A 24,529-nucleotide genomic window follows, 5' to 3' on the forward strand; every position below is an offset into this window, starting at 1 on the left:
AGTGATTTCCATATTAATTTCAGACTTGATTTATTCGAAGCTTCAATTAGAATTTCCTTTCTTCTTTGATACAATTCCCTACATCATTTTCTTATTTATTTCTGCATTAAGGATAGCAAAACTATGAATTACAAACAAAGAAAAGGATTATGAACAAGCTTTTATGAAATTCCTTTGAAATATTATATAGGCGATATTATAATGTAATAAGTGATTGTATTGTTTTTAGTTTGAGAGGAGTTTTAACTTTGCTAATTTCTGTAATTGTAATACTGGCAGCAATCATCCTGTATTCCGTTTATACATGGTGGCAGCAAAAAAGAATTGTGAAGACGCTATCACAAGAACAATTCATTGAAGGATATCGCAAAGCGCAACTCATCGATGTTCGCGAGCCTAATGAGTTCGAAGCGGGTCATATTCTTGGAGCCAGAAACATTCCTATGTCTCAGCTTAAAAATCGCCTGAAGGAGATTCGTCCTGATAAGCCTGTTTATTTGTATTGCCAAAGCGGTATGCGCAGTGGACGCGCTGCCCAAATGCTGTACAAAAAAGGCTACAGAGATCTTTATCAATTAGATAAAGGCTTTAAGCAATGGACTGGCAAAATCAAGAAAAAATAATAATTAAAATAAAGACTAACGCAATTTCGCTGCGTTAGTCTTTTATATTTAAAGATTTATACAGTGCCTACCGGGGCGCTTTCTCTTTTGTATCGTAAAACCGGTTTTCTTGCCGCTAACGTTTCATCAAGTCGCTTAATGACGGTTGTGTGCGGAGCTTCCTGTACGATTTCCGGCGTTTCCTCCGCCTCTTTCGCAATTTGGATAAGTGTGTCGATAAAGCCGTCCAATGTTTCCTTGCTTTCTGTTTCTGTCGGCTCAATCATCATGCCTTCCTCTACGTTAAGCGGGAAGTAAATTGTTGGCGGATGATAGCCGAAATCCAATAATCTTTTGGCGATATCTAATGTACGGACGCCCAATTTCTTTTGTCTGCGTCCGCTTAGAACGAATTCATGTTTGCAATGACGGTCATACGGCAGGTCATAGTATGGAGCCAGCTTGCGCATCATATAATTTGCATTCAATACCGCATACTCTGTCACAGCTTTCAAGCCGTCAGGACCCATTGAACGGATATACGTATAGGCACGTACGTTGATGCCAAAGTTTCCGTAAAAAGGTTTCACCCGGCCAATTGTTAATGGGCGATTATAATCAAGCTTAATTTTGTCTTCTTCCTTCACGATGACCGGAGATGGAAGGAATGGAATCAAATCAGATTTTACACCAACAGGTCCTGAACCGGGACCGCCGCCTCCGTGAGGTCCAGTAAATGTTTTATGAAGATTTAAGTGAACGACGTCAAATCCCATATCCCCAGGTCGCGCTTTTGATAAAACGGCATTTAAATTTGCTCCATCATAGTAAAGCTTTCCGCCTGCATTATGAATAATTTCGGCCATTTCTAAAATTTGCTCTTCAAACAGACCTAATGTATTCGGATTAGTCAGCATCAATGCTGCTGTATCATCACCCACTACCCGTCTTAAATCTTCAAGGTCAACTAAACCTTGCTCATTTGATTTAACCGTAATTGTTTCCAATCCAGCAACTGTTGCAGAAGCCGGATTTGTTCCATGCGCTGAATCGGGAACGATAACTTTAGTACGACCGAAGTCACCATTATTTTCATGATAGGCACGAATCATCATTAATCCGGTCCATTCGCCATGAGCACCGGCAGCCGGCTGCAACGTCACTTCATCCATACCGGTAATCTCCTTCAATGATTCTTGCAAATCAAATAAAAGCTCCAATGCCCCTTGAACTGTGCTTTCATCCTGCAAAGGGTGGATGTTTGCGAAACCGTTGAAACGGGCAACATTTTCGTTAATTTTCGGATTATATTTCATTGTGCAAGAGCCAAGCGGATAAAATCCGGAGTCAACGCCATGGTTTCTTTTCGAAAGCGCTGTGTAATGTCTCATAATATCCAGTTCAGACGCTTCCGGCAATTGTGCCTCTGTTTGGCGAATATAAGCAGAAGGAATCAGCTCTTCAATTTGGACTTGTTCCACGTCCATTTCCGGCAAACTGTATCCGATTCGTCCTTCTGTACTGCTTTCAAAGATTAAAGGTTGATTTTGCTTATTCATGGCGATCCCCCAATTCTTGTGCAAATGCATCAATTTCCTCTTTTGTTCGTAGTTCTGTTACGGCCACCAGCATATGATTTTTCAATTCAGGATAAGTCAAACCTAAGTGATAGCCTCCGATTATCCCTTTTTTCAATAATGCCGCATTGCACATTTCATAGGAATCCGGCAGCTTAATGACAAATTCATTGAAAGAAGGACCCTCATAAACGATTTCAATTCCTTTTGCTTGAAGCGCTTTTTTTGCATAATGCGCTTTTTGAATATTTTGAGCTGCCATTTCACGGACGCCCTTTTTCCCTAAAGCTGTCATAGCAACAGACGCTGCCAAGGCGTTTAATGCTTGGTTAGAACAGATGTTAGAAGTCGCTTTGTCACGGCGGATATGCTGCTCACGGGCTTGCAATGTCAAAACGAAGCCGCGCTTTCCGTCTTCATCGACTGTTTCACCGACTAAACGGCCCGGCACTTTACGCATAAGCTTTTGATTGACAGCGAAGTACCCGCAATGAGGACCGCCAAATGCTGCTGGAATACCGAATGGCTGTGCATCTCCAGCAACGATATCTGCCCCGAATTCTCCCGGTGGTGTCAACACGCCTAACGCTAATGGATTGCTAGATACAATAAACATAGCTTTATTTTGATGAACAATTTTCTCAATCTCATCCAGTTCTTCTATTCTGCCAAAAAAGTTTGGATATTGAACGATGACACCAGCTACTTCATCACTCATGTGCCCCTTCAATACATCAAGATTTGTCAAGCCGTCCGTTTGCGGGATTTCAATGACTTCAATATATTGACCTTTCGCATATGACTTTACAACGTCACGATACTCCGGATGCACTGCAGCAGAAATCAAGATTTTTTTACGTCGAGTCGAACCGCAAGCCAAAGTTGCTGCTTCCCCAAGAGCTGTCCCTCCATCATACATAGAAGAGTTCGCTACATCCAGTCCTGTCAATTCGCAGATCATCGTTTGGAATTCGAAAATCGCCTGCAGCTCACCTTGGGAAATTTCCGGCTGATACGGCGTGTACGCTGTATAAAATTCCGAGCGGGAAAGTACGTGATCAACGATGACCGGCACATAGTGATCGTATACACCTGCTCCTAAAAAAGATGTATAAGTCTTAGAATCTTTATTTTTAGCAGCGAGCTGGCTCAATTCTTTTAAAAGAGCCGATTCTGATTTTGCAGGTTTAATATTATACTCACCTTTAAAACGAACACTTTCAGGAATATCTTCAAATAATTCATCGATGCTAGAGACACCGATCGCTTCCAGCATTTCCTTTTGATCACTTTCTGTCATTGGCAAATAACGATGCTTTATCATAACGTAAGTCTTCCCCCTATTGTTTTCTCGGTCTCTTATAAAAAGGTGTCGGAACAATTTTCGCCTGCAGTTTTTTACCGCGAATTTCTACCGTAACGACTTCATCAAGCGCCGCATATTCCGATTGGATTAGCGCATATCCGACATTTTTCTTTAACGTAGGCGATTGAGTGCCTGTCGTGACTTCCCCGATTAATTCATCGTTGATGTATACCGGATAACCATGGCGCGGAATTCCGCGATCAATCATCTCAATACCGATCAGCTTTCTCGGTGCCCCTTCTGTTTTCTGCTGTTTCAGCACTTCCTTACCATTGAAATCGGCTTCTTTGTCACACTTCACAGCAAAGCCGATGCCTGCTTCAATTGGTGTAATCGTTGCTGACAGCTCTTGCCCGTATAACGGAAGCCCCGCTTCAAATCGAAGCGTATCCCTCGCTCCCAGTCCGATTGGTTTTACTAAATCACTTTTTAAAATTTCTTGCCAAATTAATGCCGCATTTTCTGCAGGACAATATATTTCAAATCCATCTTCGCCTGTATATCCAGTTCTTGAAACGAGCGTATTGATGCCGCACACTTTCACACCGTCTATAAAGCTGAAAAATTTAATTTCTTTTAAATCTGTATTTTCAGTTAATTTTTGCAAAACTTCTTCCGCTAAAGGTCCCTGCAATGCAAGCTGCGCGATTTCCGCTGAGATGTTTTGCAATGAAACCTCATAGTCTCCTGCAAATTTCATCAGCCACTCAAAATCTTTATCCACATTTGCCGCATTGACGACAAGCAAGTAATCTTCTTCTGCCTTTTTGTAGATGATAATGTCATCCACCGTTCCGCCGTCTTCATAGCAAATTGCCGCATATTGTGCCTTGCTGCTTGCCAACTTGCTGACATCATTCGTAACTGTTCTTTGCAAAAAAGCTAACGCTTCTTTTCCCTTAACCGTAATTTCCCCCATATGAGAAACGTCAAACAACCCTGCTTTTGTGCGAACCGCTTCATGCTCTTCTTTAATTCCAGAGAACTGAACCGGAAGCTCCCATCCGCCAAAATCGATTGTTTTCGCACCGTATTGGCCGTAAACATCAAACAAAGGCGTTCTCTTTAATTGTGTCATTTCTTTCAATCCCCCCGCAAATATGATAAGAATGCACAAAAAAGGACAGAAAAGCCCCTTTTTTGTTAAATGAGCTTACTCTGTCCTGTTACCTGAGATTTTACTTTGCAAAAGCAAAGCTGTCCCCTTTGGTGGTTCAATGAACTCTCTCCAGAGGCGCGTCCAGCAGAAGTCCTTTTACCTGAGAGATTCACTAATGTTTGCTCCTTCGGCGCTGTAATTTAATACAGTCTCTCCCTCTGCCTTCAACCGCTAATATAAATTTATAAAATGGCTATACTACAAAAAAACAAGGAATACGGCTTTCATTCACATTGCACTAAATAATGTCAGTATGTAATCAATGTTAAAAGCTATTTTCATCCTAACATTAAATATTGAATATTTGCAATAATTATCTATCGTTTATTCTCTCAAAATACTTATATTCTATTCGAAAACATTCGAAAACGTTCGACTTTTAGCCTTACATACTTATAATTTCGCCATTAAAGGAGTGATAAATATGAAAATCAAAGTAAATTATGATTCATCTTGGGAAAATGGTTTGTTGCAGAGATTAGAAGATGACGGCCCTTGGTCGAGCCAGGAGCTATACAATCTTGCTTTCCAGGCAGAGCAACATCTACAGGTTCCAAGCTTTGAAGGTCTTCTCGCTCCAAATCATCTTCTCCATTTAAAACCGCTGCCTCATCAGCTTGAAGTCGCTAAACAGGTTGTGGAAAATATGAACGGAAAAGCCATTTTAGCGGATGAAGTCGGCCTTGGAAAAACGATTGAAGCCGGTCTTATATTAAAAGAATATATGATTCGCGGTCTTGTGAAAAAGGTGTTGATTTTAGTGCCAGCCTCTCTCGTTTCACAATGGGCTTATGAACTAAACAGCAAATTTTTCATTCCGGCGGTAGTCCAAAGAAAAAGCTATGTTTGGGAATCGTGCGATGTCATTGTTTCTTCGATTGACACAGCGAAGCGGTCTCCTCATCGAGAAATTATATTTGAACAAGATTATGATTTTATTATTGTCGATGAAGCACATAAATTAAAAAACAGAAACACGAAAAACTACGAATTTGTCCAAAGCTTAAAAAAGAAATTTTGTTTGTTGCTGACAGCGACGCCAATTCAAAATAAAGTCGATGAAATCTTCCATCTGGTGTCGTTATTGAAGCCAGGTCATCTAGGAAACGCTACTATTTTCAGCAAAAAACATAAAGGAAAAGGAAGACAAATTTTAGAGGACGAAAAACTAAAGGAACTCGTCAATGCAGTGATGATCCGCAACCGCCGAAGCGAGACCGGTATTGAATGGACTAAAAGAAAAGTCGAATCTGTCATTATTCAGTTTTCCGAAGAAGAAGCCGCTTTATATAAAACAGTCAGCAACTGTCCGCTATCAGAAAATGCAGCGAGTGGTTTTTCTAAACTCACCTTGCAGCGGGAAGCCTGCAGCAGCCGTGAAGCTGTTTTTTACACATTACAAAATATGATGAAAAAACATGAAAATCCAAGCCCATTATTTGTACAATCCATTAAAGAAATTGAAGAAAAAATTAATGCCGTAAAATCAAATTCCAAGGCAGAAAAAGCATTAGAAATCATCAGGAAAGAAAATGATAAAGTCATCATTTTTACAGAGTACCGTGCAACACAATTATATTTGCAATGGTTTTTAAAGCAGCACGGCATCACATCTGTCCCTTTCCGTGGCGGGTTTAAGCGCGGGAAAAAAGATTGGATGAGAGAGCTTTTTCAAAATCATGCTCAAGTGCTGATAGCAACGGAAGCTGGAGGAGAAGGAATCAATCTCCAGTTTTGCAATACGATTATTAATTTTGACCTACCTTGGAATCCGATGAGACTCGAACAACGAATCGGACGAGTTCATCGTCTCGGTCAGGAAAAAGACGTCAATATATATAACTTCGCTACTGAAGGGACGGTTGAGGAACATATATTACGATTATTATATGAAAAAATACAGTTGTTTGAGAAAGTTGTCGGAGAGCTTGATGAAATTTTAACAAAACTTGATTTCGGCGAGTTTGAAGAATATTTAGAGGATATTGTCAGCAGTTCGAAATCAGAAGGAGAAATGAAAATCAAAATGGAGAACTTATCCTCGATCATTTCATTAGCTAAGCAGCTGAAGGAGCGTGAACACCATGCAGCAACATGATATTCGTCGCTTTTTATCAGCATACTTTCGAGCAAATGGAGCTGAATTAGTTGCTGACCACGAATCGTATATGACGGTCCAGCTGACAATTGACCTTGATAAGGAGCTCATGAACCGGCCATTTTATTGGCATTACCTTGAAAAAACAGGTGGGCAGCCGAATCCCGCTGTCATGACTTTTATTTTTGACCCGGCTAAAGCACCCGAAGATATAAAAGGCGAGCTTATCCATTTCGGCTCACCGAAGCTGCACCAAATCTTCCAATCAACGAAAAGAATGGCCAACTATATTCGGCTTTATGAAAATCGGCAAAATGAAACTGACATGCAACAGCCTCTTCACCCATGGCTGGCAGCAAATTTTAAAGTATCATTTATTTGTGACCGTAAAAAAGATTATTTATTCTCATTAGGATTGCACTTGCTTTCCGGAAATATCGTCGAGAACTTTCATGAAAAGACTACAAGTTTATCTCTGACACCAAAAATCCCGGACTTTTCTTTCACCCTCTCTCCAATCATCATGCCCAAAAGCGGCATTAGCCGATTAGAGCGCTATGTGCTATTGAAGCTTGAGGAGGAAGATCACCAATGGGCCGAAAGAGCATTGTCCAAATGGGAAAGTGACTTGAAGCTGTTGGAGCACTTCTACAGTGACGAGGAAAAAGGAGAAAGCTATGAGAATGAAAGAATCGCTTTGCAACAACAATATGAACCGAACATTAACATATCGATAATTAACGGAGGCATGTTTTATTTGAAAAGTCATGGATTGTAAAAAAAAACGGAAGCCAAATGTGTACCGAACACATCCGCTTCCGTTTTTTGTTATCTTTTTCTCTTAAAAACCATCAATAGCGCAAACGGAATTAATCCGAACCATTTGCTTGTATAAACCGGCTTTACTTGTTTGTTTCTTGCTTGCTTCTTTTTCTTCCGTTTTTCCTTTGGCTGATCTACATATGTGACAAATTCCTGCGTTAAAAATTTAATATAATCATTTGTTTTCATCTAATCACCACAATCAGTATTGCCAGCTATCACCCTTTTCATTCATGCTCTTTATATTTCCGACCATTTCATTACTTTATTTTTTGAAAGATGATAAATAAAATGCGCTCTCCCCATTCCATCAAACTTATCCGAAGCATAAAGTGATACTTTCACTTGCTCTTCATCAATCAGCTCGATATTGTATACAACATTGCCCTTTTCATATATTAATATCCCCGCATTCTCGCTTTCCTCCTGTTGCAGTATTGTTACCGTATCTACTTTAGCTAAAAATAACAAGTGGTCGATTGTATATATGCTTTCTGATTTATCTGCAAAGCTTTTTTCCGTCACGAACAAATTTATGCTGTTCACAATAACAACAAGAAGAAAAGATAATATGATGAGAGTTGAGAAAAAGATATATCCTTGCTCATTTCTCATAAGCCACCTGCTTCACTCATAGTCACATAGCAAATTAGCAATATATTGTTTCCCGCTTAAATCTGCTACAGTTAATTTGATAAAATCCCCTTGTCTCTCTACCTTAAAACTTTTGACATTATGTAACAAGATTACATGACCTGTGCCAAAAGCTTGCCGTCTTAAAATGTTGTTATATCGAGAAACTGTATATTGCGTCCCCTCTTTAATATAGTCCAGCTTATCCCCCTTTGCAGAAGCTGTATCAGCCATTCTGATTTCTTTTTTCAAACTATGCATAAACAGCTCCCATTCTAGAGGGTTCATTTCATCAGCGCCTGCCTTTAGAGGCTGTACAACTAGCATAGTCTGCAAGAACAAATGAGCGACAATCAGCATGATTGTTAATGAAAAGAGCATTTCAATCAGTGTGAATCCGCTCTCCCGCTTTAATAACATCACAAAATTCCACTTGTTCCCTCTGACTGTTTTCATACGTTACACATCCTCTCATCAAGGCCGTATCTGTCCTCATCGGCTGAATGACCGTATAGAAGCGCCCATTGCTCCCAGGGTCCTCAATCTCTGTTTCAAAATATCCGGAATCATAATAAGACTGCAAATTCTCATATAGTATTTGCTGTGCCTTTAAGGACTTGCGCACATCCATCCGGTCATGCTCAATTTTCCACCAGACCGGCAAGAGGAAGAAACTGATAAAAAGCATAGTACCTAATCCCGCTAAAGCATCCATTAATGCGTAACCTTTATTGTTCATGATACGTGTGCCTTCCTTCTCCTAAATAAATCTTGAATGCATACGTATAATGTTCTGTCTTAAAAATCCAAGTACCGCTATCTGAAAATATGCCACTTGCATAAGCAGTGACAGAGGAATCCATCGTGCTGTTTCCTCGCATAAATGAAACTCCTTCGGGAAATTCTCTCGTAAAAACACGTTTTGTGTATTTAGAAATAAAATAAATATCACTGGATGTATTCAATGTTACCCGGTAAAAAGACTGATCTTGTATGGCAAGTGCTTGCGCATAATGCACATCATGCGAGAGTTGCTGAAGAAAGCTCTCAATTTCCCGCTTTTCTAAATATCTCGGTACAGCAACTATTGTCGTTGCCATAATAATAAGCAAAATCGACAAGACGAGCAGCATTTCTATCAATGTAAAGCCGGATTCTGACAGCATTAGTCTCCTTATACCGTTCTTAATCATTAATTTGACACCTTTACTGTTCCCTTATCATACGTAAGGTCTTTGCCGTTCGGACATGTCCAACTATTGATATAGCCTTTTTCTTTCATCTCACTTAAACTTTCCGGAAGCTTATCATGATCAATTTGATATGCCTGAACCTGCCCCTGCACCATCTTTTCCAGCGCATCACAGCCTTTATCTCGGATTGTCCCTTGCTGCTTTACAATATTCGGGATTGTAATGATCAGCAACACCGAGATAACGAGTAATACGATCAACATTTCTATTAGCGTAAAGCCTTTTTGATTCATTTTTTGCTCCTTTCTGATGAATATTAAAAGCTCTCGATAATTTTAAACATCGGCAGCAATACCGATAAGTAGATTCCGATGACGATGATACCTACAAAAGCAAATAAAAGCGGCTGAATCATTTTTAAAACAGCAGAAATCTTCCCTTCCAGCATTTGCATGACAATGCGGCTGTAGTGATACAATTCCTTATCCAATTTTCCGTTTTTCTGTCCATTCCCTAAAACATCGCTCATATATAGTTCGAAGTACGGGAGATCCCGAAAAACAGATGGCAAACTTCGGCCTTCATTCAACCCATTTGTAATCACTTGCGTTACTTTCTTAAAGAAAGGATTTTTACTGTGAGCGCTAAAAAGTTGCATACTATCATTAAACGAAAGCCCTCCAGCGAGAAGACCGCTTAACTGATAAGAAAAATAGTACGTATCAAATAAACGGATATACACTTTCAAAAAAGGGATTTTCAAAAGAAATTGTTTTTGCTGAAGGGGACAAAGTTTGTTGTACCACCATTTTTTTCCTGTCAGCAAGAGTGCAGCCATAAAAGCTGTACCATAAAGGAGATAATCGGAGAGCGAGGACATAAATAATACGAATGTCATAAAAAAGGAGGGCGCAATCGCCATGTTTTCATATAATGCTTCAAATTTCGGCAGCAGGATACCTTGAAGCATAACTGAAATAAAAAGGATTAACAGAAGGAGAACAAAAGGATAGATTAATATTTTCATTAACTTTTCCCGGTCTTCGTTACGCTTTTGCCAGAAACGCCCCCCCTCTTGAAGTGCATGAGAAAGATCACCGTAAAACTCAGCGTAATGAATATATTGGAGCAATTGGGGGTGAAAACCGATCGCTTCCATCACTTCATGCAACGACTGTCCAGATTTTAATAATTGAAGTGCCTCATTGATACTGTCTCTGCGCCTGATTGATTCTTGCGATTGCAAAAAGCGTAGAGCTTCTGACAAATGGTAACCGGATTCTAATAACTCTCCAAGCCTCAGTAAAAACAAGGCTTGTTCTTTCCTCTTCCACACTCTCCTATTCCTCATAAATCCAGCGTCCGTACTCTTCTTCGCGAACGAAACCGAGAGCAACGGCTTTTTTAATTTCATCTTTAAGGAGCCTATACGAATATTCATTATTCGTTTCACCGCCTTTCTTCAATAACTCAGCCAATTCCTTGCCATGAAGAAGCTCATACACACTGGCCCGCTTTTGTCTTTCCCGGAATTGGCAATATGGAGGACATTCCCCTGTGCAAATTGGGCAGGCAAGCTCCAATAACCGCTGCGCAGTAATGCCAATTAACGTCTGCTTAATTTCTGTCAGGCTGACACCGAATTCTATCAGTCTATGAATTGCCCCCTCCGCATTTCTCGTATGCATGGTAGTTAATATAAGATGCCCAGTTAGCGCTGCCCTTACAGCAATCTTGGCAGTTTCTGAATCACGGATTTCCCCGACCATTATTATATCCGGGTCATGCCGAAGAGCCGCACGCAAACCGACCGAATAAGTTACACCGGCCTTCTCGTTAATTTGTACTTGAAGCATATCATCAGAGAAGTTTTCAATCGGGTCCTCAAGTGTAATAATATTACGGTGGATAAATGTCTTTGCATGATGCAATAAAGAATACAGTGTAGTTGATTTTCCTGAACCGGTTGGTCCTGTCATGATAATCAAACCATGAGAATGACGCATTAAGGAGAGAATCTTGCTCGCGGTTGATGGAAATAAAGAGAGCTGTTCGAGAGGGAGTATGCTTTGTTTCGGAAGAAGTCTTATAACCAATGTTTCACTTCCGGCAGCAGGCAATGAGGATAAACGCAAGCCAACTACTTGATTTCCATGTGTCACACTCATGCTTCCGCTTTGAGGTCTGCGGGTTTCTCCAATATCCATGCCGGCAAGAAACTTCAAATGGGAAATAATGCGCTGCAAGCTTTGCTGATTGTTCCAACGGAAAGGGATAAGCCGATTATCGACGCGGAATTGAATGAGGGACTGATGCTCCCGAGGAATGATATGGATATCGGTAGCGCCCAGCCTGATGGCATGCTGAAGAATGTAATCTGCCATCTTTTCTGTTGACTGCACAAATTTCACCTCCTTTTATCTGCCATAAATATTCGACAGCTATTTCTGTAATCCTTCTGAGTTTTCCAAAAAACTACAAATTCCATCATTCTGTCAAACTCTTCTTCAAAACATAGAATTAAGTTAAGAACACGAATTTTTTTTATCAATAAAAAGACTTTTATATTTCATATTTGTGAACATTATTGAATTTCTTTCTTTTCGCTTCCCTTACACATTCCATAGCAACAATAACTGTATTAAAATAGTAATAACTATAATACCGAGGTGAAAAGGATGGAACAAACATTAAAAATAACAAATGTATTAAGCGATCCTACAAGATATTATATATATCAGCATGTAACGAAACAGCATAGCGAGGTAACTGTCCAAGATATCGCAGACCAATTTGAAATCCATCCTAACGTGGCTCGTCTGCACTTATCGAAGCTTGAAGATATTAACCTTCTTACCTCCGAAACTAAGAAAACAGGTAAAGGCGGAAGACCAAGCAGACTATATCGATTGTCTGAAGATGTTGTGCAATTGAATTTCCCTTTCCGTGACTATCAGCTCTTGTCAAAAATCGCCATTCAAACAATGATGCAGCTTGGGGAGCCCGGCATGGCCGTCCTTTACGAAACAGGCAGAATTTACGGCAAAGAGTTAATTGAATCAAAAGCCGGCATAGTTCCTCTTAACAGTCCTTCTTCGTTCGAGGATAAACTTCATATTTTAAGAAACGCAGCTACAGCAGCCGGATTTCATCCTGTCTTCCAACCTAATGAGGATCAGACTCAAGTTCATTTCCAAATTTTTAACTGCCCGTTTAAGGAAGTGGCCGCATCACATCCTGAAACCATCTGCAAAATGCACTCAGCTTTCCTGAAAGGCATGTTCAGTTCAGTGTTCACCGATGTCGAGCTTATTGAAACAGGCAATATGCTGGCTGGCTGCCAAACTTGCACATATCAAGCGAATGTCACAAAGTAGATACAAAGATTCCCAAAACTTCCTTTACATTCCTGTTGTCAGTCAATTATAATTACTTTGAATGAACAAGCTGGGTTAAAGGAGGGGTTCTTAGTGGAACGAATGTACAGGGTTCTCGGTTTTTGGACTGGTATTTTTGCTGTTATGTTTTACTTAGGGGATATGCTGGAAGTATCATTACTTTTCTTTGCGCAAACAGGATTCTTTGTTTTACTTAGTTATTTGAAATTATCTGAGCGTATGTATTTATATGTTTTCGGAGCTTATTTAACAGTCTGCTTTGCCGGTTTTACATACTATTCAACTTTTATGATGGTGCCGGGTGCAGGCCATTAATCAGGTTGCTCCGTTTAAAACTCCACTTACACCGAATCGCGTGTGTAAGCGGAGTTTTATTTATTAAATGCAGAAGGCGCAAATAAGTCGTCAGACGATACTTCGAGATTCTTCGTTTGTATTAATGCCTGAAAAGAGGAACTTATTTGTCTCGGATCAATTAGCGTCCGGATCGCTCTATTTCTTTTATGCTCCAAAGAAAATGGCTGACCGACAGCCCCTTCATTAAATTCTTCTAAAATACCTGCACGAATAAGGAACTCACTTTGAGGCAAGAAGGCCGTTGTTTCTATACCGAGTTCACTTGGGCAATGGCGCAAGCAATCCCAATGAATATGCGTAGTTATGTCCATTTCTCCCGGTTTTTTTAATACATCCGTTATCATCTGATGCTCCTTATATCCTCGAATACTGCCGTTTCTGTGAACCGGATCTGTCCATTCTTTATTTGTATAGCCATAGTCGATTGTCAGTAATATACCTTTTTTTATTTTACCGGATAATTTCCGGTAATACTCTTCCATTGAGAGCGGAATTTCTATTCTTTGACCTTCTTCCAGTCGAATCTGCTGATTGCGCAAATATGTTAAGATTGCCTGGTCCTGTATAGGTATATGCTTTTCAGCAAGCTGATCATTTTCGATGGACACCACTGCCTCATATAAGCATCCTTGCTTCTTCTCAACGATTCGCACCGGAAAGGCATCAAAAAACTCATTGGAAAAGATGATGCCATCAACTGCATTCAAATCATCAAGACTCGATTTAAATTCAGCACATGCATAGTCTTTTAACCTTTGTTTTTGCTCCTCCTGATGATACCTGCTTGTTTCTACAAGGGTATAATTCAATTGTGAGTACAGGTCATCATCTAATTGTTCTATAGTGCTTAAAATTGCCTGAGCGATTTTTCCTGTCCCTGCCCCCAGTTCAACGATTGTTTTGTTTAATTGAAAATTCCGAAAAATATACATAAACCATCTGCCTAGTGTTCTGCCAAACACATCACCGATATTCGAGCTTGTTATAAAGTCTCCATGCGCCCCGATTTTTGCTTGATTGCTTCTGTAATAGCCATACTCGGGATGGTACAATGCCAATTGAATAAACTCTTCATATGTCACATAGCCGCCGATTTTTGCTTTAATTATATTTTTTATATTTTTTTCCATTTTTTCTCCCAGAATTTGTTTTTTCTGTTGACGCAATGTAAAATATATACTATATTTGAGTTAGTAGCTTACCTATATCCCCTCCCATTTTAAGAAGTAGGATATCCCCCAGAAAGCCCCTTTCTCAAAAGAGAAAGGGGCTTTCTAGTTGTTTACATGCCTCTCAAGAAAGGATTATAATCCAATTCTTCCTCAATCGTAGTAATCGGTCCATGCCCCGGAAATACAATTGTATTATGCGGTAATGCCAATAGTTTTGTTCGAATTGATGCCATCAGCGTTTCCATGCTTCCGCCCGATAAATCTGTTCTTCCTATACTGCCTTGAAAAAGTACATCCCCGGAAAATAAGAACCCTGCTTCCTTCAAATAATATGAAACACTGCCGATTGAATGTCCCGGTGTCTCAAGCACTTCAAATGTGAAGCTGCCGATTTCAAGTTGGCCTTCCTTAGAAATAAGCTCCTCAGCTTTTCTTTGTACAATCTGCTGTCCCATTAGAAAGGCAACAGATCCATTTAATCTTGCGTCAGCAAGCCATTTGTTTTCTTTTTCATGTATATAGGCAGGGATTCCAAACGCATCCCTTACATCATCCAGTGCACCGATATGGTCGAAATGAGCATGTGTTAAAAGCACCGCGAGCGGCTTGAGCTTCTTATCTTTTACAAATGAAATCAGCTTAGCACTCTCTTCACCCGGATCAAAAATGATACAGTTGTTTTCATCATCATGCAAAATATAACAGTTTGTTTGCAGCGGACCTAAAGGCATTTGAATATATTTCATAAAACCCATCCTTTCATATTTATTACAAAATCCAAAATTAACTATTTCTGACATAGAAGTGTCATTTTTATACCTCGACAAAGATTTGAAAAAGATTTACAATTATCTCGAGTGCTATATTACAAATTATAGTAAATATTTCATTCATCTGGCAAAGACTTTCATACAATCATTATGATTAAAAGGGGGAGGCATAATGGGATTTATCGTCATAACGGCAGTAGTTACCATACTTTCAGGCTTTTCAACTCTGTCTGCACTTAAAAACAAAAATGTACTTGGCATTGTATTTGGAGCTGGCACACTAGGCGTGTTCGGTTGGTTCACAATAATGACAATCTATGCCACACTACAAGGCGCTACTGCTGTACCAGTTCCGCATTAATACAATCCGTAAGCGTCTGCTTTACTAACATCAAGACTGTCGACCCCGCTTTATGCATGTATACATACCTTCAGTACGGCAGCCACTATCCGATATGCCATGAAGTCAGATAGCTTACAAAACAAATGTAATACGAATATGCAAAACGGCCACTGTGAATTCTTTGAATTTTCAGTGGCCGTTTTTAATTATAAACCTACTCAGTGGACAATTCAATTAAGTTTTCAAGCGAGAATCCATACAAAAGTTTTTTTCCATTCGGAGAAACGGCTATTGGAGCCATTTCCATGTCGTCCATGATTACCTGCTGCTCATCTGTTTCATAATTATACATGATTAGTTGAGCCCGTTGCCCATTAGGCACAAATGTATAAAAGGCTGTCACTTGAACGTTTAATGCATAATCCGGAATCATGCCGATAATCTCTTCAAGACTCCATTTTACATCAAAATGATTTATTTCCTCGCCCTCATTCAAAAAAACATACTCCAATAAGTTCTCATCGCGTATTCGGGAAGCAAACATCACATCCTTGCTGCTATCAAAAGCAAGGACATTCTCCAAAATTGTTTGTTTGCTGTTATTTTGTGCGTTCTCTTTTATTAACGTTCCCGCTAATTCTGTCCCATCCTCATCCAACTGGATATAAACAAATTCCTGCTCGGTATACCATTTTGCAAACGGCTGGGAAAGCTCGATTTCATCAAGCTTCTCTTTCTTAAAGTCAAGGATGTATGTACGATATGTCCAATCCTCGTAGAAAGTATTCAAAACGAGCTTTGTTTCTGAATTTTGATCCCATGAGTAAGCGATTTCTCTTGAAGGGATCGACATTGTATACTGCTCTTCACCCTTCGCAGTCAATATATGAATAAAGGCCTGTTCATCATCGTCAAATGTATAGAGCAAAATATAGTGACCATTTGGCGAGATTGATGCTTCAGCAATTATTTTATTAGTTTGATAGATTACTTTTTTCTGTTTCAACAACACATCGTAGGTATACAGATAATAGCCACTTTCCGAACTTGCGGAAAAAATGATTGTGTTATCATCCAGCCATCCATGGCTGCTCTGAAACAGATAATCTTCTTCAAGCAGGGGTAACGGCTCTATTGCTGCCTTTTTGATTTTAAACGTTGACTTATCTGCGGAATCTTCTCCGCTCGTATTATTTACTTTTTCCTTTTCACAGCCAAAAGAAAAGATCATTAAAAAAAGACAAAATAAAATGATGCTGCTTTTAGCTTCTTTTCTTCCTTCCATACCGCTCACCCCAAACTCTTAATAAGACAATATTGAGACCACCACCTTAATCTTAATTAAACGCAATATAGTAATAATAGTAAATTACACATAAAGATAAAAGGTTAAACTTAAAAATAATAAAACATCAGACTTTATACCCATTCAATTTACTATATTACATCTTTCTTCTTATAAATAATTATATATTGCCTAAAAAAATCAAATGAAAAAGAGGCAACTATGCTCTTTATAAGAGTATAATTGCCTCAAGCAGAAATTATTCTTTTTCTGTTTCTGAATAATTATTAGTGGTTGCAGCCGTGTTAAAACGTAACAGGTCACCATAAATAATTTTATCAGAGTATTGGAGCTCCTGATTAGCTTTCTCGATATATGGCTGGATTACGCTTGTATCATCCAGTACTTCACCAGTTTCTTTATCGTATAACGTTTCTCTTGTATAGACATATTTGTCTGTAATGATTGAGCCATCACGTAAAACCGTGAATTGCAGTTTATCATCTGAAAGAATATCAGTACCGAACTGAATGTCATCTTTTGATTCTAATCCAAACAAATGAAGCAGTGTCGGTTTTAAGTCAATTTGTCCGGAAACAGTTGAAATCGTTTCACCTTCTGTTCCAGGGACATGAATGATTAGCGGAACTCTTTGCAATTGAACTGAATCCAATGCTGTAATTTCCTCTAAACCTAAATATTGCGCCATTGCTTTATTATGGTTTTCAGAAATACCGTAGTGATCTCCATAGATAACAATGACAGTATCATCATATAAGCCTTCTTCTTTCAGTCTGTTAATAAATAACTCAATCGCTTCATCCGTATAACGGACTGTCGGGAAGTAGTTATTTAACGTATTTGAGTTAGAATTATAAGGCTCAATTGACGCATCTTCTTCACCCAATGTGTATGGATGGTGATTCGTAAGTGTAATCATCTTCGCATAGAAAGGCTTACCTTGTGCCTGCATTTCCTTTAGATACGGAATAGATTGTTCAAAGAACTCTTTGTCTTTCAGACCCCAACCTACTGAATTCTCTTCATTTACATCGTAGCTGTCAATATCATAGAATGTCTCATATCCTAATGCATCATACATGACATCCCGGTTCCAGAAGCTTTTGCTGTTCGCATGGAAAGCAGCTGTATTATAGCCATTTTCCGCTAATTTTTCAGCCAAAGTTGTATACTCGTTTTGAGAATGTGTAAAGAAAACAGAACCACGGCTTAACGGATATAGAGAGTTTTCAAGCAAGAATTCGGAATCAGATGTTTTCCCTTGTCCTACTTGGTGATAAAAATTATCAAAATACATGCTCTCATTAATAAATTTATTTAGGAACGGCGTAATTTCTTGACCATTCACTGTATTGTTAATTACAAAGTTTTGGGTACTTTCCATACTAATTACAATCAGGTTTTTACCCTTCGCAATTCCTCCAAGAGCTGAATTTGCTTCTTTATAGTTCGCGCGAGAATAGTTTTCAATCTCTGTCAGTTCACTGCCGTCAGCCAATGCTCTTTGAGCTGAAGATTTTGATTGTAAATAAATATCATACAAATGATAGTTGTATGTTCCGATGTTCTTAATTAAAATCTCACGGTCGAATGTTCTTGTCAGTAATTCCGGGCGTTCAGTTTCCGCTAATCCTAAGTTAAAGAAACCAATCGCAACCACAAGCAAGAAATACACTCTTCTATTAGTCTTAGAATATGTTTTGTTCACCACAAATGATGGTTTGAACTTCATAATCAACCCAAGAATAACTACATCAATAAAGAATAGAAAATCCCAAGGTGTTAATAAGCTGGTAATGCTTGCTCCTAAATCGCCAAGATTCCCCGCTTGGAACAATAAAGGAAGAGTTAGAAAATCTGTAAACTCACGATAATAGACTACGTTTCCGTATAAAATAGCCGAAATCAAAATACTTGTCGTAAGTATAAAGGCCGGTCGTCTTTTATCTTTAATGAATAATCCGATACCGAATATCAGCATCAGAAAGCATAACGGGTTTATGAACAGGATGAACTCTTGCATCCAGTTTTCTATACTTATATCAAAGCTTACTTTATAGGTAATGTATGTTTTGATCCATAGCATTACTATAGCAACTGCCATCAATGAAATGCTTTTAACTGAAAACTTTTCCATTGAAAGATACTTTTTCATTGCTTATACCTCCCACACTTATAGGCATTGTAAAATAAGTCAGCAGAACTACTGTGACTATTCATCTTTTTTGTAAATTAAGTTAAAGATTTGCCCAGATCCCAAAATCATTGTATGAATTAACCAATGATAACAGCTTAATACTTTTACTTAAAAAAATCAAACCCAAAAATAACCTAATTTTCGTCTCTATTTGCAACAATATTTACATATCCTTCATAATAGACGTATTAGCTGGCAAAAAGTTTCATTTTCTTTTATTTTCTTTACAAATATGTATAAACAAAAAAGAGAGGAGCGTTCACTCCTCTATCTTATCCAGTTTTATCAATGCTGAGTATGCTATTAATTTCGACCGCTATTATTTAACTAAGCTTGATTTTACAAGCCATGCGGCTCCAATAACACCAGCATCGTTTCCTAAAGTAGCCAACGCTAACTGTGTAGATTTCTTCACCCGAATAAATGCATACTTTTCATAGTATGTTTCTACATAATCCAGCAAAATTGAACCAGCTCTAGAAACTCCGCCGCCAATAATTATTTTTTCCGGATTAAGTACATTGGCAACATTCGCAACAGCCAGACCTAAGTATGAAGAGACCCGGTCCATTACTTTTTTTGCATATTCATCGCCTTCGCGTGCTGAATCTGCAACATCTTTTGCGGTAAGTGCTCCTGTTTCTTTATAAATTTTTGACAACAATGAATTTGGATATTGTTCGATCTCTTCCATCGCCAATCGAACAATACCTGTCGCAGATGCAACAGTCTCTAAGCATCCCGTCTTACCGCAATTACAAGCGTATCCATTATGTAAAACGACAGGCAAATGGCCTATTTCGCCGGCTGCACCGCTGACTCCTTGAACAAGAAGACCGTTAACTATCACACCGCCGCCAATGCCTGTCCCTAACGTAAAGCAAACTAAATCTTTAGCGCCTTCTCCTGCGCCTTTCCACATTTCACCTAAAGCTGCTATATTGGCATCATTTTCGACATAAACCGGAAGTTGGGTTGCTTCCGACAATTTTTCCTGAAGCGGATAGTCTTTCCATCCGAGATTAACTGCCTCGAAAACGTTTCCATTTAGAGGGTTAATAGGACCCGGAGCACCTATGCCAATACCGATAAGATCGTCTTTCTTCTTTCCCGCTTCGACAAGTTTTGTTTGAATAGCATCTGCTATATTCTTTAAAATATTTTCACCTTGATTCGACGTGTCTGTTTTTATTTCCCACTTATGCTGAATTGCCCCATCAAAATCGATAAAAGCCATTTTTACTGTGGTCCCGCCTAAATCAATGCCTACAAGCCATTTCTCCATATCTTTTCTCCCTATAATCTTTTTTCTTTTTCTAGTGCGATATCTCTTCTAAGGAGCAACAATGCCATTTGAAAATCTTCTTTTTCAATTAAATTGGATTTGTAAAGCTCCTTTATTTCATTCTCCATCATTTCTAAATCGGCTAAACGATCGCCTAAATAAACAAAAATGCCAAATCGTTTCAAAAATTGCTGTACATCATAGATTGTATTCATCTTTTAACCTCATTAATATAATTTGCCTATAAAAAGTATATCGAAAGCAGCAATAACTAACAAGGCAACATTATGAGGAATTTCAGTACATTTTTCTATCGATCCGGGTCTTTCGGATGAAGTATGCTTGGTCGTCTGTTTTTCAGCGGAATAGGAGACCTGATTATCACATCGCGGAATGCGCGATACTGAAACGGAATAAAAGGCCACATATATGGCACACCCAAGGATCTCATTTTCACTAAAAATAATAAATGAAGCGTACTACCGATAATAAATCCGCTTAAACCAAATGCAGCAGTCGCAAGAAGCAGAAAGATCCTCATAAGCCGATTAGCTAAACTTAATTCGTAACTTGGTGTCGCAAAGGTGCCGATAGCAGCAATAGACAAGTAAAGGACTACTTCATTAGAAAATAAACCTACTTCAACTGCCACTCCTCCAATCATCAGGGCGGCTACTAAACCGAGTGCAGTCCCTAATGAAGAGGGTGTATGTATCGCTGCCATTCTCAGCATATCCAAACCGACCTCAATAATCATAAACTGGAAGATAAGTGGAATATTCCCTAAATCGTCTGCTCCAATATAAGACATATTTCCCGGTAAATAATTTGGATTTTCGGCAAAAAAGTACCATAGAGGCAATAAAAAAATCGACCCCCATACCGCTAAAAATCGAACAATCCGCATATATGCACCGACTAATGGTTTATTCCGGTATTCTTCCGCATGCTGTAAATGGTGCCAAAAGGTAGAAGGCGTTATAAGCGCACTGGGAGAACCGTCCACAAATACGATTACATGTCCGTCATATAGATGGGCAGCTGCAGTATCAGGTCTTTCTGTATATCTCATAATCGGATACGGGTTCCAAAAATGGCCGGTAAGATATTCATCAATTGTTTTCTCAGCCATCGGCAACCCGTCGGTATCAATACTGGAAAGTGCATATTTCACATCATCTACAAACCTTCCGTCTGCAATATCTTCAATGTAGCAAACTACCACATCTGTTTTCGACCGTCTTCCAATTGACATATATTCCATCCTAAGGGTTCGGTCTCGTACTCTTCTCCGTGTCAGAGCGGTGTTGAATACAATTGTTTCTACGTATCCGTCGCGCGCCCCCCTTACAACCCTTTCCATATCCGGCTCCTGAGGTCCGCGGACCGGGTATGTGCGGGCATCAATTAGAATCGCTTTCGAAAGTCCGTCTACAACAAGAGCTGTCGGACCGGCTAAAACACTATTAACAAGTTCCTCTAGGTTATCTGTAGTACTTACCTCGACATATGGAATATATGTTTTCACCAGCTTTTCGAGTGGATCAGGTTGCAAATCTTCTTCTGTCAATTGAAGTAAAACAGTCATTAAATAATGAAGGATGTCATCTTTAGCAAATCCATCTATTAAATATAAAGCCATTTTCCGGTTAGCATATACAACATCAAGACGAATGACGTCAAAGCTTTTCTCTACGCCTAACGCCTCATTTAAGTAGGATAGATTTTCATCGATGTTTTGAGACACAACATGGGTAATATTCTTCACAATGCAGCGCTCCTTTCTATTGTATATTTTTTACAAAACAATCCATTTTCATTCATAAGGTCCTTTTGCATTTTTGATTTCGCCACATGAATTCACTTCAATGAAATAGGTGCCATGTGGGAACCGAAAAGCGGAAGTGGCTTGTGACTCTCATCCTGAGAGCCCAACCCGAGAAACCCGCCTTTGGTTTCTTGGAAGAGGCAGCAAGTAATGAACATCAGCTAAAGGCGTCACGTCCGCATGTTCTTCGCCGATATGACCTACATCCTGTAGGCCTCCGCGCATGGCAGGTGTAAGGCTAGACAGATTTCCAAATTCAAAAATTACATACTTTCTTAGGAATTAAAAAAAACTCTCAAAAACGGACTTAAAACCGTCTTTAAGAGTTTTTTTACACAATATTATTCTTTATTTTCCTTAAGCCAATTATCTATCTCTGTTCTTAATTCCCGGTAAGAAGATTCCGAAGGGGCTATTTCTAATGCTTCGTCCAATTTCTCCTTCGCTTTCTCAACTTCTCCTTGCTGTAAATATGTCAGTGCCAGATTATAGTGTGCTTGATGGAACTGCGGACTTTTACCGATTGTTTGTAAATAGTATTCTTTTGCCTTCTCGTATTCCTTTTGATCAACTTCTAAATTCCCCAATAAAAAATACGCATTTGGTGAATTAGAATTGATTGAAATCGCCTTTATCAATACTTCTTCAGCTTTCTCATTGTCGCCTGCAGAAATATATTCTTGAGCAAGAGAAGAGAGCGTCAAATCATAATTATTATCTGCTTGGTCTTTAAATCCATACAGTATTAACGCTGCACTTCCGGCGATTAAGACCGCTGTTGCTGCAAGTTGATATAGCCTTTTGCTGGTCTTCGGCAATCCGACAGCTGCCGCTGCAAGAAAGCCGCCGACTAATCCGCCCATATGTCCTGCATTATCAATTCCCGGCATAATAAAACCTAAGGCAAGGTTCACGATAAGTAAAACTATAATGTTCATCCCCATCGTTCTAAAGAACAATTTCTTATTAGTAATGCCAAAATATAAAAGTGCACCTAAACAGCCAAATATTGCCCCGCTCGCACCGGCTGAAAGTGTATCCGTAGAAACGAAGCTTGCCACAACTCCCATAAAACCGGCAAATAAGTAGATGAAGAAAACTCTGACGCTGCCATATATACGTTCAACAGAAGCGCCCAAATAAAATAAAGCCATCGAGTTTAATGCCAAATGCAAAAAGCCTATATGAATAAAAATCGGTGTAATAAATCGCCACCATTGGCCTTGCAATATGTATGGGTTATACTTAGCACCGAACTCTACTAAAGTAGCTGTACTCTCACTGCTTCCTGCAATCTCCATTAATATGAAAACAACAATTTGAATCGCCAAAAACACTTTTGTAAGAATCGGCTTGCCGAAGTTAAAGACTTTCTGCTCAGCTTTTCTTTTGTTCACGGCTGCTGATAACACACGTGACTTAATTTCCTGCACCTGATATTCTGCCGCCTCTTCAGGAATAGTATCAATCATCATCGACTTGTCTAATTGCTGTTCGATTGATGCCAGTTCTTCTTTCCAAGAAAGCGAATCGATTATTGTCGAAGTAATGGTTGTCTTTTGATGTTTAATGACATTTTTAATTATAGACTCGTAATCATCGACAGGTTTAAATTGTGACACATATATATTAAATATATCTGCATTTTTCTTTACGAGCTGCTTCCGGATATTTTCCCCATTCATAGCTGTTCTTTGCAAATCCTTCTTTAATACATTAGCCCAATCGAAGTCATAGCGCATGAATCGAATGATAGGATACTTTTTCTCCTTATCGTTTTCAATCCAAACTTCCTTTTGATCTTCTGAAGTTGTAATTAAGCTATAATTATATTTGGACGTTAATGTATGGATCATATGCCAAAATATATAGTCTTCTCTATATCCCACTCTTTTCCCTACTTTCAAAACACGCATTTCCTTTTCCCTATCATATTTCTATCATTTTAAACTATAAATTACAATAAGAAATACCGTCACCGGTCCTTTTTCATTTTTGATTTTACTCTCCGATACTACTTCAATGAAAAAGGAGACATGCGGGAGGACTAAGATGAATCGCCCAAGAAACCCGGTTTTGGTTTCTTGGGCGTGGCAGCTTAGGCTTGAGCATGTCAGGTGTAAGGTTAGACAGCTATCTAAATTCAAAAATATATACTCCCTCTATAAAGTAAGGTTTTTCTTTGTTTTTCTCTGTTTTTCGTAGAATTGCTATGCCGTTTGAATCAAATAAATGTGAAATTCCCGTAAGAATGAGCTGAATTTTAATCATTTTAGAAGTGGAGGGTACCTTTAAGAAGCCTTCCCTTCCTCTTTTTTGAAAGACTGGTGAAAATATATGGTCGTACCTTGGATCCCACATATTCATGGCGGCATACCCTCCCACATCTCACAGCGTCTAATGCGCATACATTCCTTCGTTCT

General features: G+C 39.0%; 26 protein-coding genes and 2 riboswitches. Of the genes, 6 read left to right on the forward strand and 20 right to left on the reverse strand.

Going from position 1 to position 24,529, the window contains the following annotated elements:
- The first annotated feature begins 254 nt into the window (after window positions 1-254).
- A complete protein-coding gene (locus IEO70_RS07015; RefSeq protein WP_407948775.1) occupies window positions 255-623 on the forward strand; it encodes a rhodanese-like domain-containing protein in 369 nt (122 codons plus the stop codon).
- Between the two features lie 56 nt (window positions 624-679).
- Here the strand turns inward: IEO70_RS07015 and gcvPB are convergent, their stop codons facing one another.
- From gcvPB to gcvT, 3 genes are read right to left on the reverse strand one after another with little or no spacing between them, the layout of a single operon-like run.
- Window positions 680-2,161, reverse strand: a complete 1,482-nt coding sequence (gene gcvPB, locus IEO70_RS07020; protein WP_190997656.1) for an aminomethyl-transferring glycine dehydrogenase subunit GcvPB — start codon at window positions 2,159-2,161, stop codon at window positions 680-682.
- Entirely contained in the window at window positions 2,154-3,500 is a 1,347-nt protein-coding gene (gcvPA, locus tag IEO70_RS07025; RefSeq protein ID WP_190997683.1) for an aminomethyl-transferring glycine dehydrogenase subunit GcvPA, read from the reverse strand. Before gcvPA ends, gcvPB begins: the two co-directional genes overlap by 8 nt.
- Window positions 3,501-3,519: 19 nt before the next feature.
- Window positions 3,520-4,623: a glycine cleavage system aminomethyltransferase GcvT gene (gene gcvT, locus IEO70_RS07030; protein ID WP_190997657.1), complete on the reverse strand. Its 1,104-nt coding sequence runs from the start codon at window positions 4,621-4,623 to the stop codon at window positions 3,520-3,522.
- A 78-nt stretch (window positions 4,624-4,701) separates the two neighbouring features.
- Window positions 4,702-4,779, reverse strand: a riboswitch (glycine riboswitch).
- 3 nt (window positions 4,780-4,782) lie between these two features.
- Window positions 4,783-4,872: riboswitch (glycine riboswitch) on the reverse strand.
- Window positions 4,873-5,128: 256 nt separating this feature from the next.
- On the opposite strand from gcvT, the gene IEO70_RS07035 reads away from it, so the two are divergent.
- Together IEO70_RS07035 and IEO70_RS07040 are read left to right on the forward strand one after the other, a co-directional pair.
- The gene (locus tag IEO70_RS07035) at window positions 5,129-6,802 is read left to right on the forward strand and encodes a DEAD/DEAH box helicase (protein ID WP_190997658.1); all 1,674 of its coding nucleotides are present in this window, start codon (window positions 5,129-5,131) and stop codon (window positions 6,800-6,802) included.
- Window positions 6,789-7,580, forward strand: a complete 792-nt coding sequence (locus IEO70_RS07040; protein ID WP_190997659.1) for a YqhG family protein — start codon at window positions 6,789-6,791, stop codon at window positions 7,578-7,580. The genes IEO70_RS07035 and IEO70_RS07040 overlap by 14 nt, the downstream gene beginning before the upstream one ends.
- A 50-nt stretch (window positions 7,581-7,630) precedes the next feature.
- On the opposite strand, the gene IEO70_RS07045 is transcribed toward IEO70_RS07040, so the two are convergent.
- From IEO70_RS07045 to comGA, 8 genes are read right to left on the reverse strand one after another with little or no spacing between them, the layout of a single operon-like run.
- Window positions 7,631-7,813: a YqzE family protein gene (locus tag IEO70_RS07045; RefSeq protein ID WP_190997660.1), complete on the reverse strand. Its 183-nt coding sequence runs from the start codon at window positions 7,811-7,813 to the stop codon at window positions 7,631-7,633.
- Window positions 7,814-7,864: 51 nt separating this feature from the next.
- A complete protein-coding gene (gene comGG / locus IEO70_RS07050; RefSeq protein ID WP_190997661.1) occupies window positions 7,865-8,239 on the reverse strand; it encodes a competence type IV pilus minor pilin ComGG in 375 nt (124 codons plus the stop codon).
- A gap of 12 nt (window positions 8,240-8,251) precedes the next feature.
- Window positions 8,252-8,713: a competence type IV pilus minor pilin ComGF gene (gene comGF, locus IEO70_RS07055; RefSeq protein WP_190997684.1), complete on the reverse strand. Its 462-nt coding sequence runs from the start codon at window positions 8,711-8,713 to the stop codon at window positions 8,252-8,254.
- Entirely contained in the window at window positions 8,640-8,996 is a 357-nt protein-coding gene (locus IEO70_RS07060) for a hypothetical protein (protein WP_190997662.1), read from the reverse strand. The genes comGF and IEO70_RS07060 overlap by 74 nt, the downstream gene beginning before the upstream one ends.
- Window positions 8,986-9,450, reverse strand: a complete 465-nt coding sequence (comGD, locus tag IEO70_RS07065) for a competence type IV pilus minor pilin ComGD (protein WP_190997663.1) — start codon at window positions 9,448-9,450, stop codon at window positions 8,986-8,988. The genes IEO70_RS07060 and comGD overlap by 11 nt, the downstream gene beginning before the upstream one ends.
- A complete protein-coding gene (gene comGC / locus IEO70_RS07070; RefSeq protein ID WP_190997664.1) occupies window positions 9,450-9,743 on the reverse strand; it encodes a competence type IV pilus major pilin ComGC in 294 nt (97 codons plus the stop codon). The genes comGD and comGC overlap by 1 nt, the downstream gene beginning before the upstream one ends.
- Window positions 9,744-9,766: 23 nt before the next feature.
- Window positions 9,767-10,786: a competence type IV pilus assembly protein ComGB gene (gene comGB, locus IEO70_RS07075; protein WP_190997665.1), complete on the reverse strand. Its 1,020-nt coding sequence runs from the start codon at window positions 10,784-10,786 to the stop codon at window positions 9,767-9,769.
- A 4-nt stretch (window positions 10,787-10,790) separates the two neighbouring features.
- Window positions 10,791-11,852, reverse strand: coding sequence for a competence type IV pilus ATPase ComGA (gene comGA, locus IEO70_RS07080; protein ID WP_190997666.1), 1,062 nt, complete (start codon window positions 11,850-11,852; stop codon window positions 10,791-10,793).
- 276 nt (window positions 11,853-12,128) lie between these two features.
- Between comGA and IEO70_RS07085 the strand changes: the two genes are divergently transcribed.
- Entirely contained in the window at window positions 12,129-12,827 is a 699-nt protein-coding gene (locus IEO70_RS07085; protein ID WP_190997667.1) for a helix-turn-helix transcriptional regulator, read from the forward strand.
- Between the two features lie 93 nt (window positions 12,828-12,920).
- Window positions 12,921-13,163 (forward strand): DUF2626 domain-containing protein, encoded by a 243-nt coding sequence (locus tag IEO70_RS07090; RefSeq protein WP_190997668.1) that lies wholly within the window; start codon window positions 12,921-12,923, stop codon window positions 13,161-13,163.
- A 56-nt stretch (window positions 13,164-13,219) separates the two neighbouring features.
- Here the strand turns inward: IEO70_RS07090 and IEO70_RS07095 are convergent, their stop codons facing one another.
- Together IEO70_RS07095 and IEO70_RS07100 are read right to left on the reverse strand one after the other, a co-directional pair.
- On the reverse strand, window positions 13,220-14,335 hold the full coding sequence (locus IEO70_RS07095; protein ID WP_190997669.1) for a class I SAM-dependent methyltransferase: 1,116 nt from the start codon (window positions 14,333-14,335) through the stop codon (window positions 13,220-13,222).
- A 152-nt stretch (window positions 14,336-14,487) separates the two neighbouring features.
- A complete protein-coding gene (locus IEO70_RS07100; RefSeq protein WP_190997670.1) occupies window positions 14,488-15,123 on the reverse strand; it encodes an MBL fold metallo-hydrolase in 636 nt (211 codons plus the stop codon).
- 196 nt (window positions 15,124-15,319) lie between these two features.
- On the opposite strand from IEO70_RS07100, the gene IEO70_RS07105 reads away from it, so the two are divergent.
- Complete coding sequence (locus IEO70_RS07105) at window positions 15,320-15,508, forward strand: DUF2759 domain-containing protein (protein WP_190997671.1); 189 nt, start codon at window positions 15,320-15,322, stop codon at window positions 15,506-15,508.
- Between the two features lie 196 nt (window positions 15,509-15,704).
- Here IEO70_RS07105 and IEO70_RS07110 read toward each other — a convergent pair whose 3' ends face one another.
- The 7 genes from IEO70_RS07110 to IEO70_RS07140 form a co-directional block, all read right to left on the reverse strand.
- Window positions 15,705-16,775: a YqgU-like beta propeller domain-containing protein gene (locus tag IEO70_RS07110; RefSeq protein WP_190997672.1), complete on the reverse strand. Its 1,071-nt coding sequence runs from the start codon at window positions 16,773-16,775 to the stop codon at window positions 15,705-15,707.
- A 259-nt stretch (window positions 16,776-17,034) separates the two neighbouring features.
- Window positions 17,035-18,933 (reverse strand): LTA synthase family protein, encoded by a 1,899-nt coding sequence (locus IEO70_RS07115; RefSeq protein ID WP_190997685.1) that lies wholly within the window; start codon window positions 18,931-18,933, stop codon window positions 17,035-17,037.
- Window positions 18,934-19,312: 379 nt separating this feature from the next.
- Window positions 19,313-20,278 carry an ROK family glucokinase gene (locus IEO70_RS07120; RefSeq protein ID WP_190997673.1) on the reverse strand — a complete coding sequence of 322 codons (966 nt, stop codon included), beginning with the start codon at window positions 20,276-20,278 and terminating at the stop codon, window positions 19,313-19,315.
- An 11-nt stretch (window positions 20,279-20,289) separates the two neighbouring features.
- On the reverse strand, window positions 20,290-20,493 hold the full coding sequence (locus IEO70_RS07125; RefSeq protein WP_190997674.1) for a YqgQ family protein: 204 nt from the start codon (window positions 20,491-20,493) through the stop codon (window positions 20,290-20,292).
- Between the two features lie 95 nt (window positions 20,494-20,588).
- Window positions 20,589-22,049: a spore germination protein gene (locus IEO70_RS07130; protein WP_407948778.1), complete on the reverse strand. Its 1,461-nt coding sequence runs from the start codon at window positions 22,047-22,049 to the stop codon at window positions 20,589-20,591.
- A gap of 398 nt (window positions 22,050-22,447) precedes the next feature.
- Window positions 22,448-24,022, reverse strand: a complete 1,575-nt coding sequence (locus tag IEO70_RS07135) for a rhomboid family intramembrane serine protease (protein WP_190997675.1) — start codon at window positions 24,020-24,022, stop codon at window positions 22,448-22,450.
- Window positions 24,023-24,239: 217 nt separating this feature from the next.
- Window positions 24,240-24,473: a hypothetical protein gene (locus IEO70_RS07140; protein ID WP_190997676.1), complete on the reverse strand. Its 234-nt coding sequence runs from the start codon at window positions 24,471-24,473 to the stop codon at window positions 24,240-24,242.
- Window positions 24,474-24,529 lie beyond the last annotated feature (56 nt).

The organism is Peribacillus faecalis (assembly GCF_014712675.1).
GTDB classification, from domain to species: Bacteria; Bacillota; Bacilli; order Bacillales; family DSM-1321; genus Bacillus_AD; species Bacillus_AD faecalis.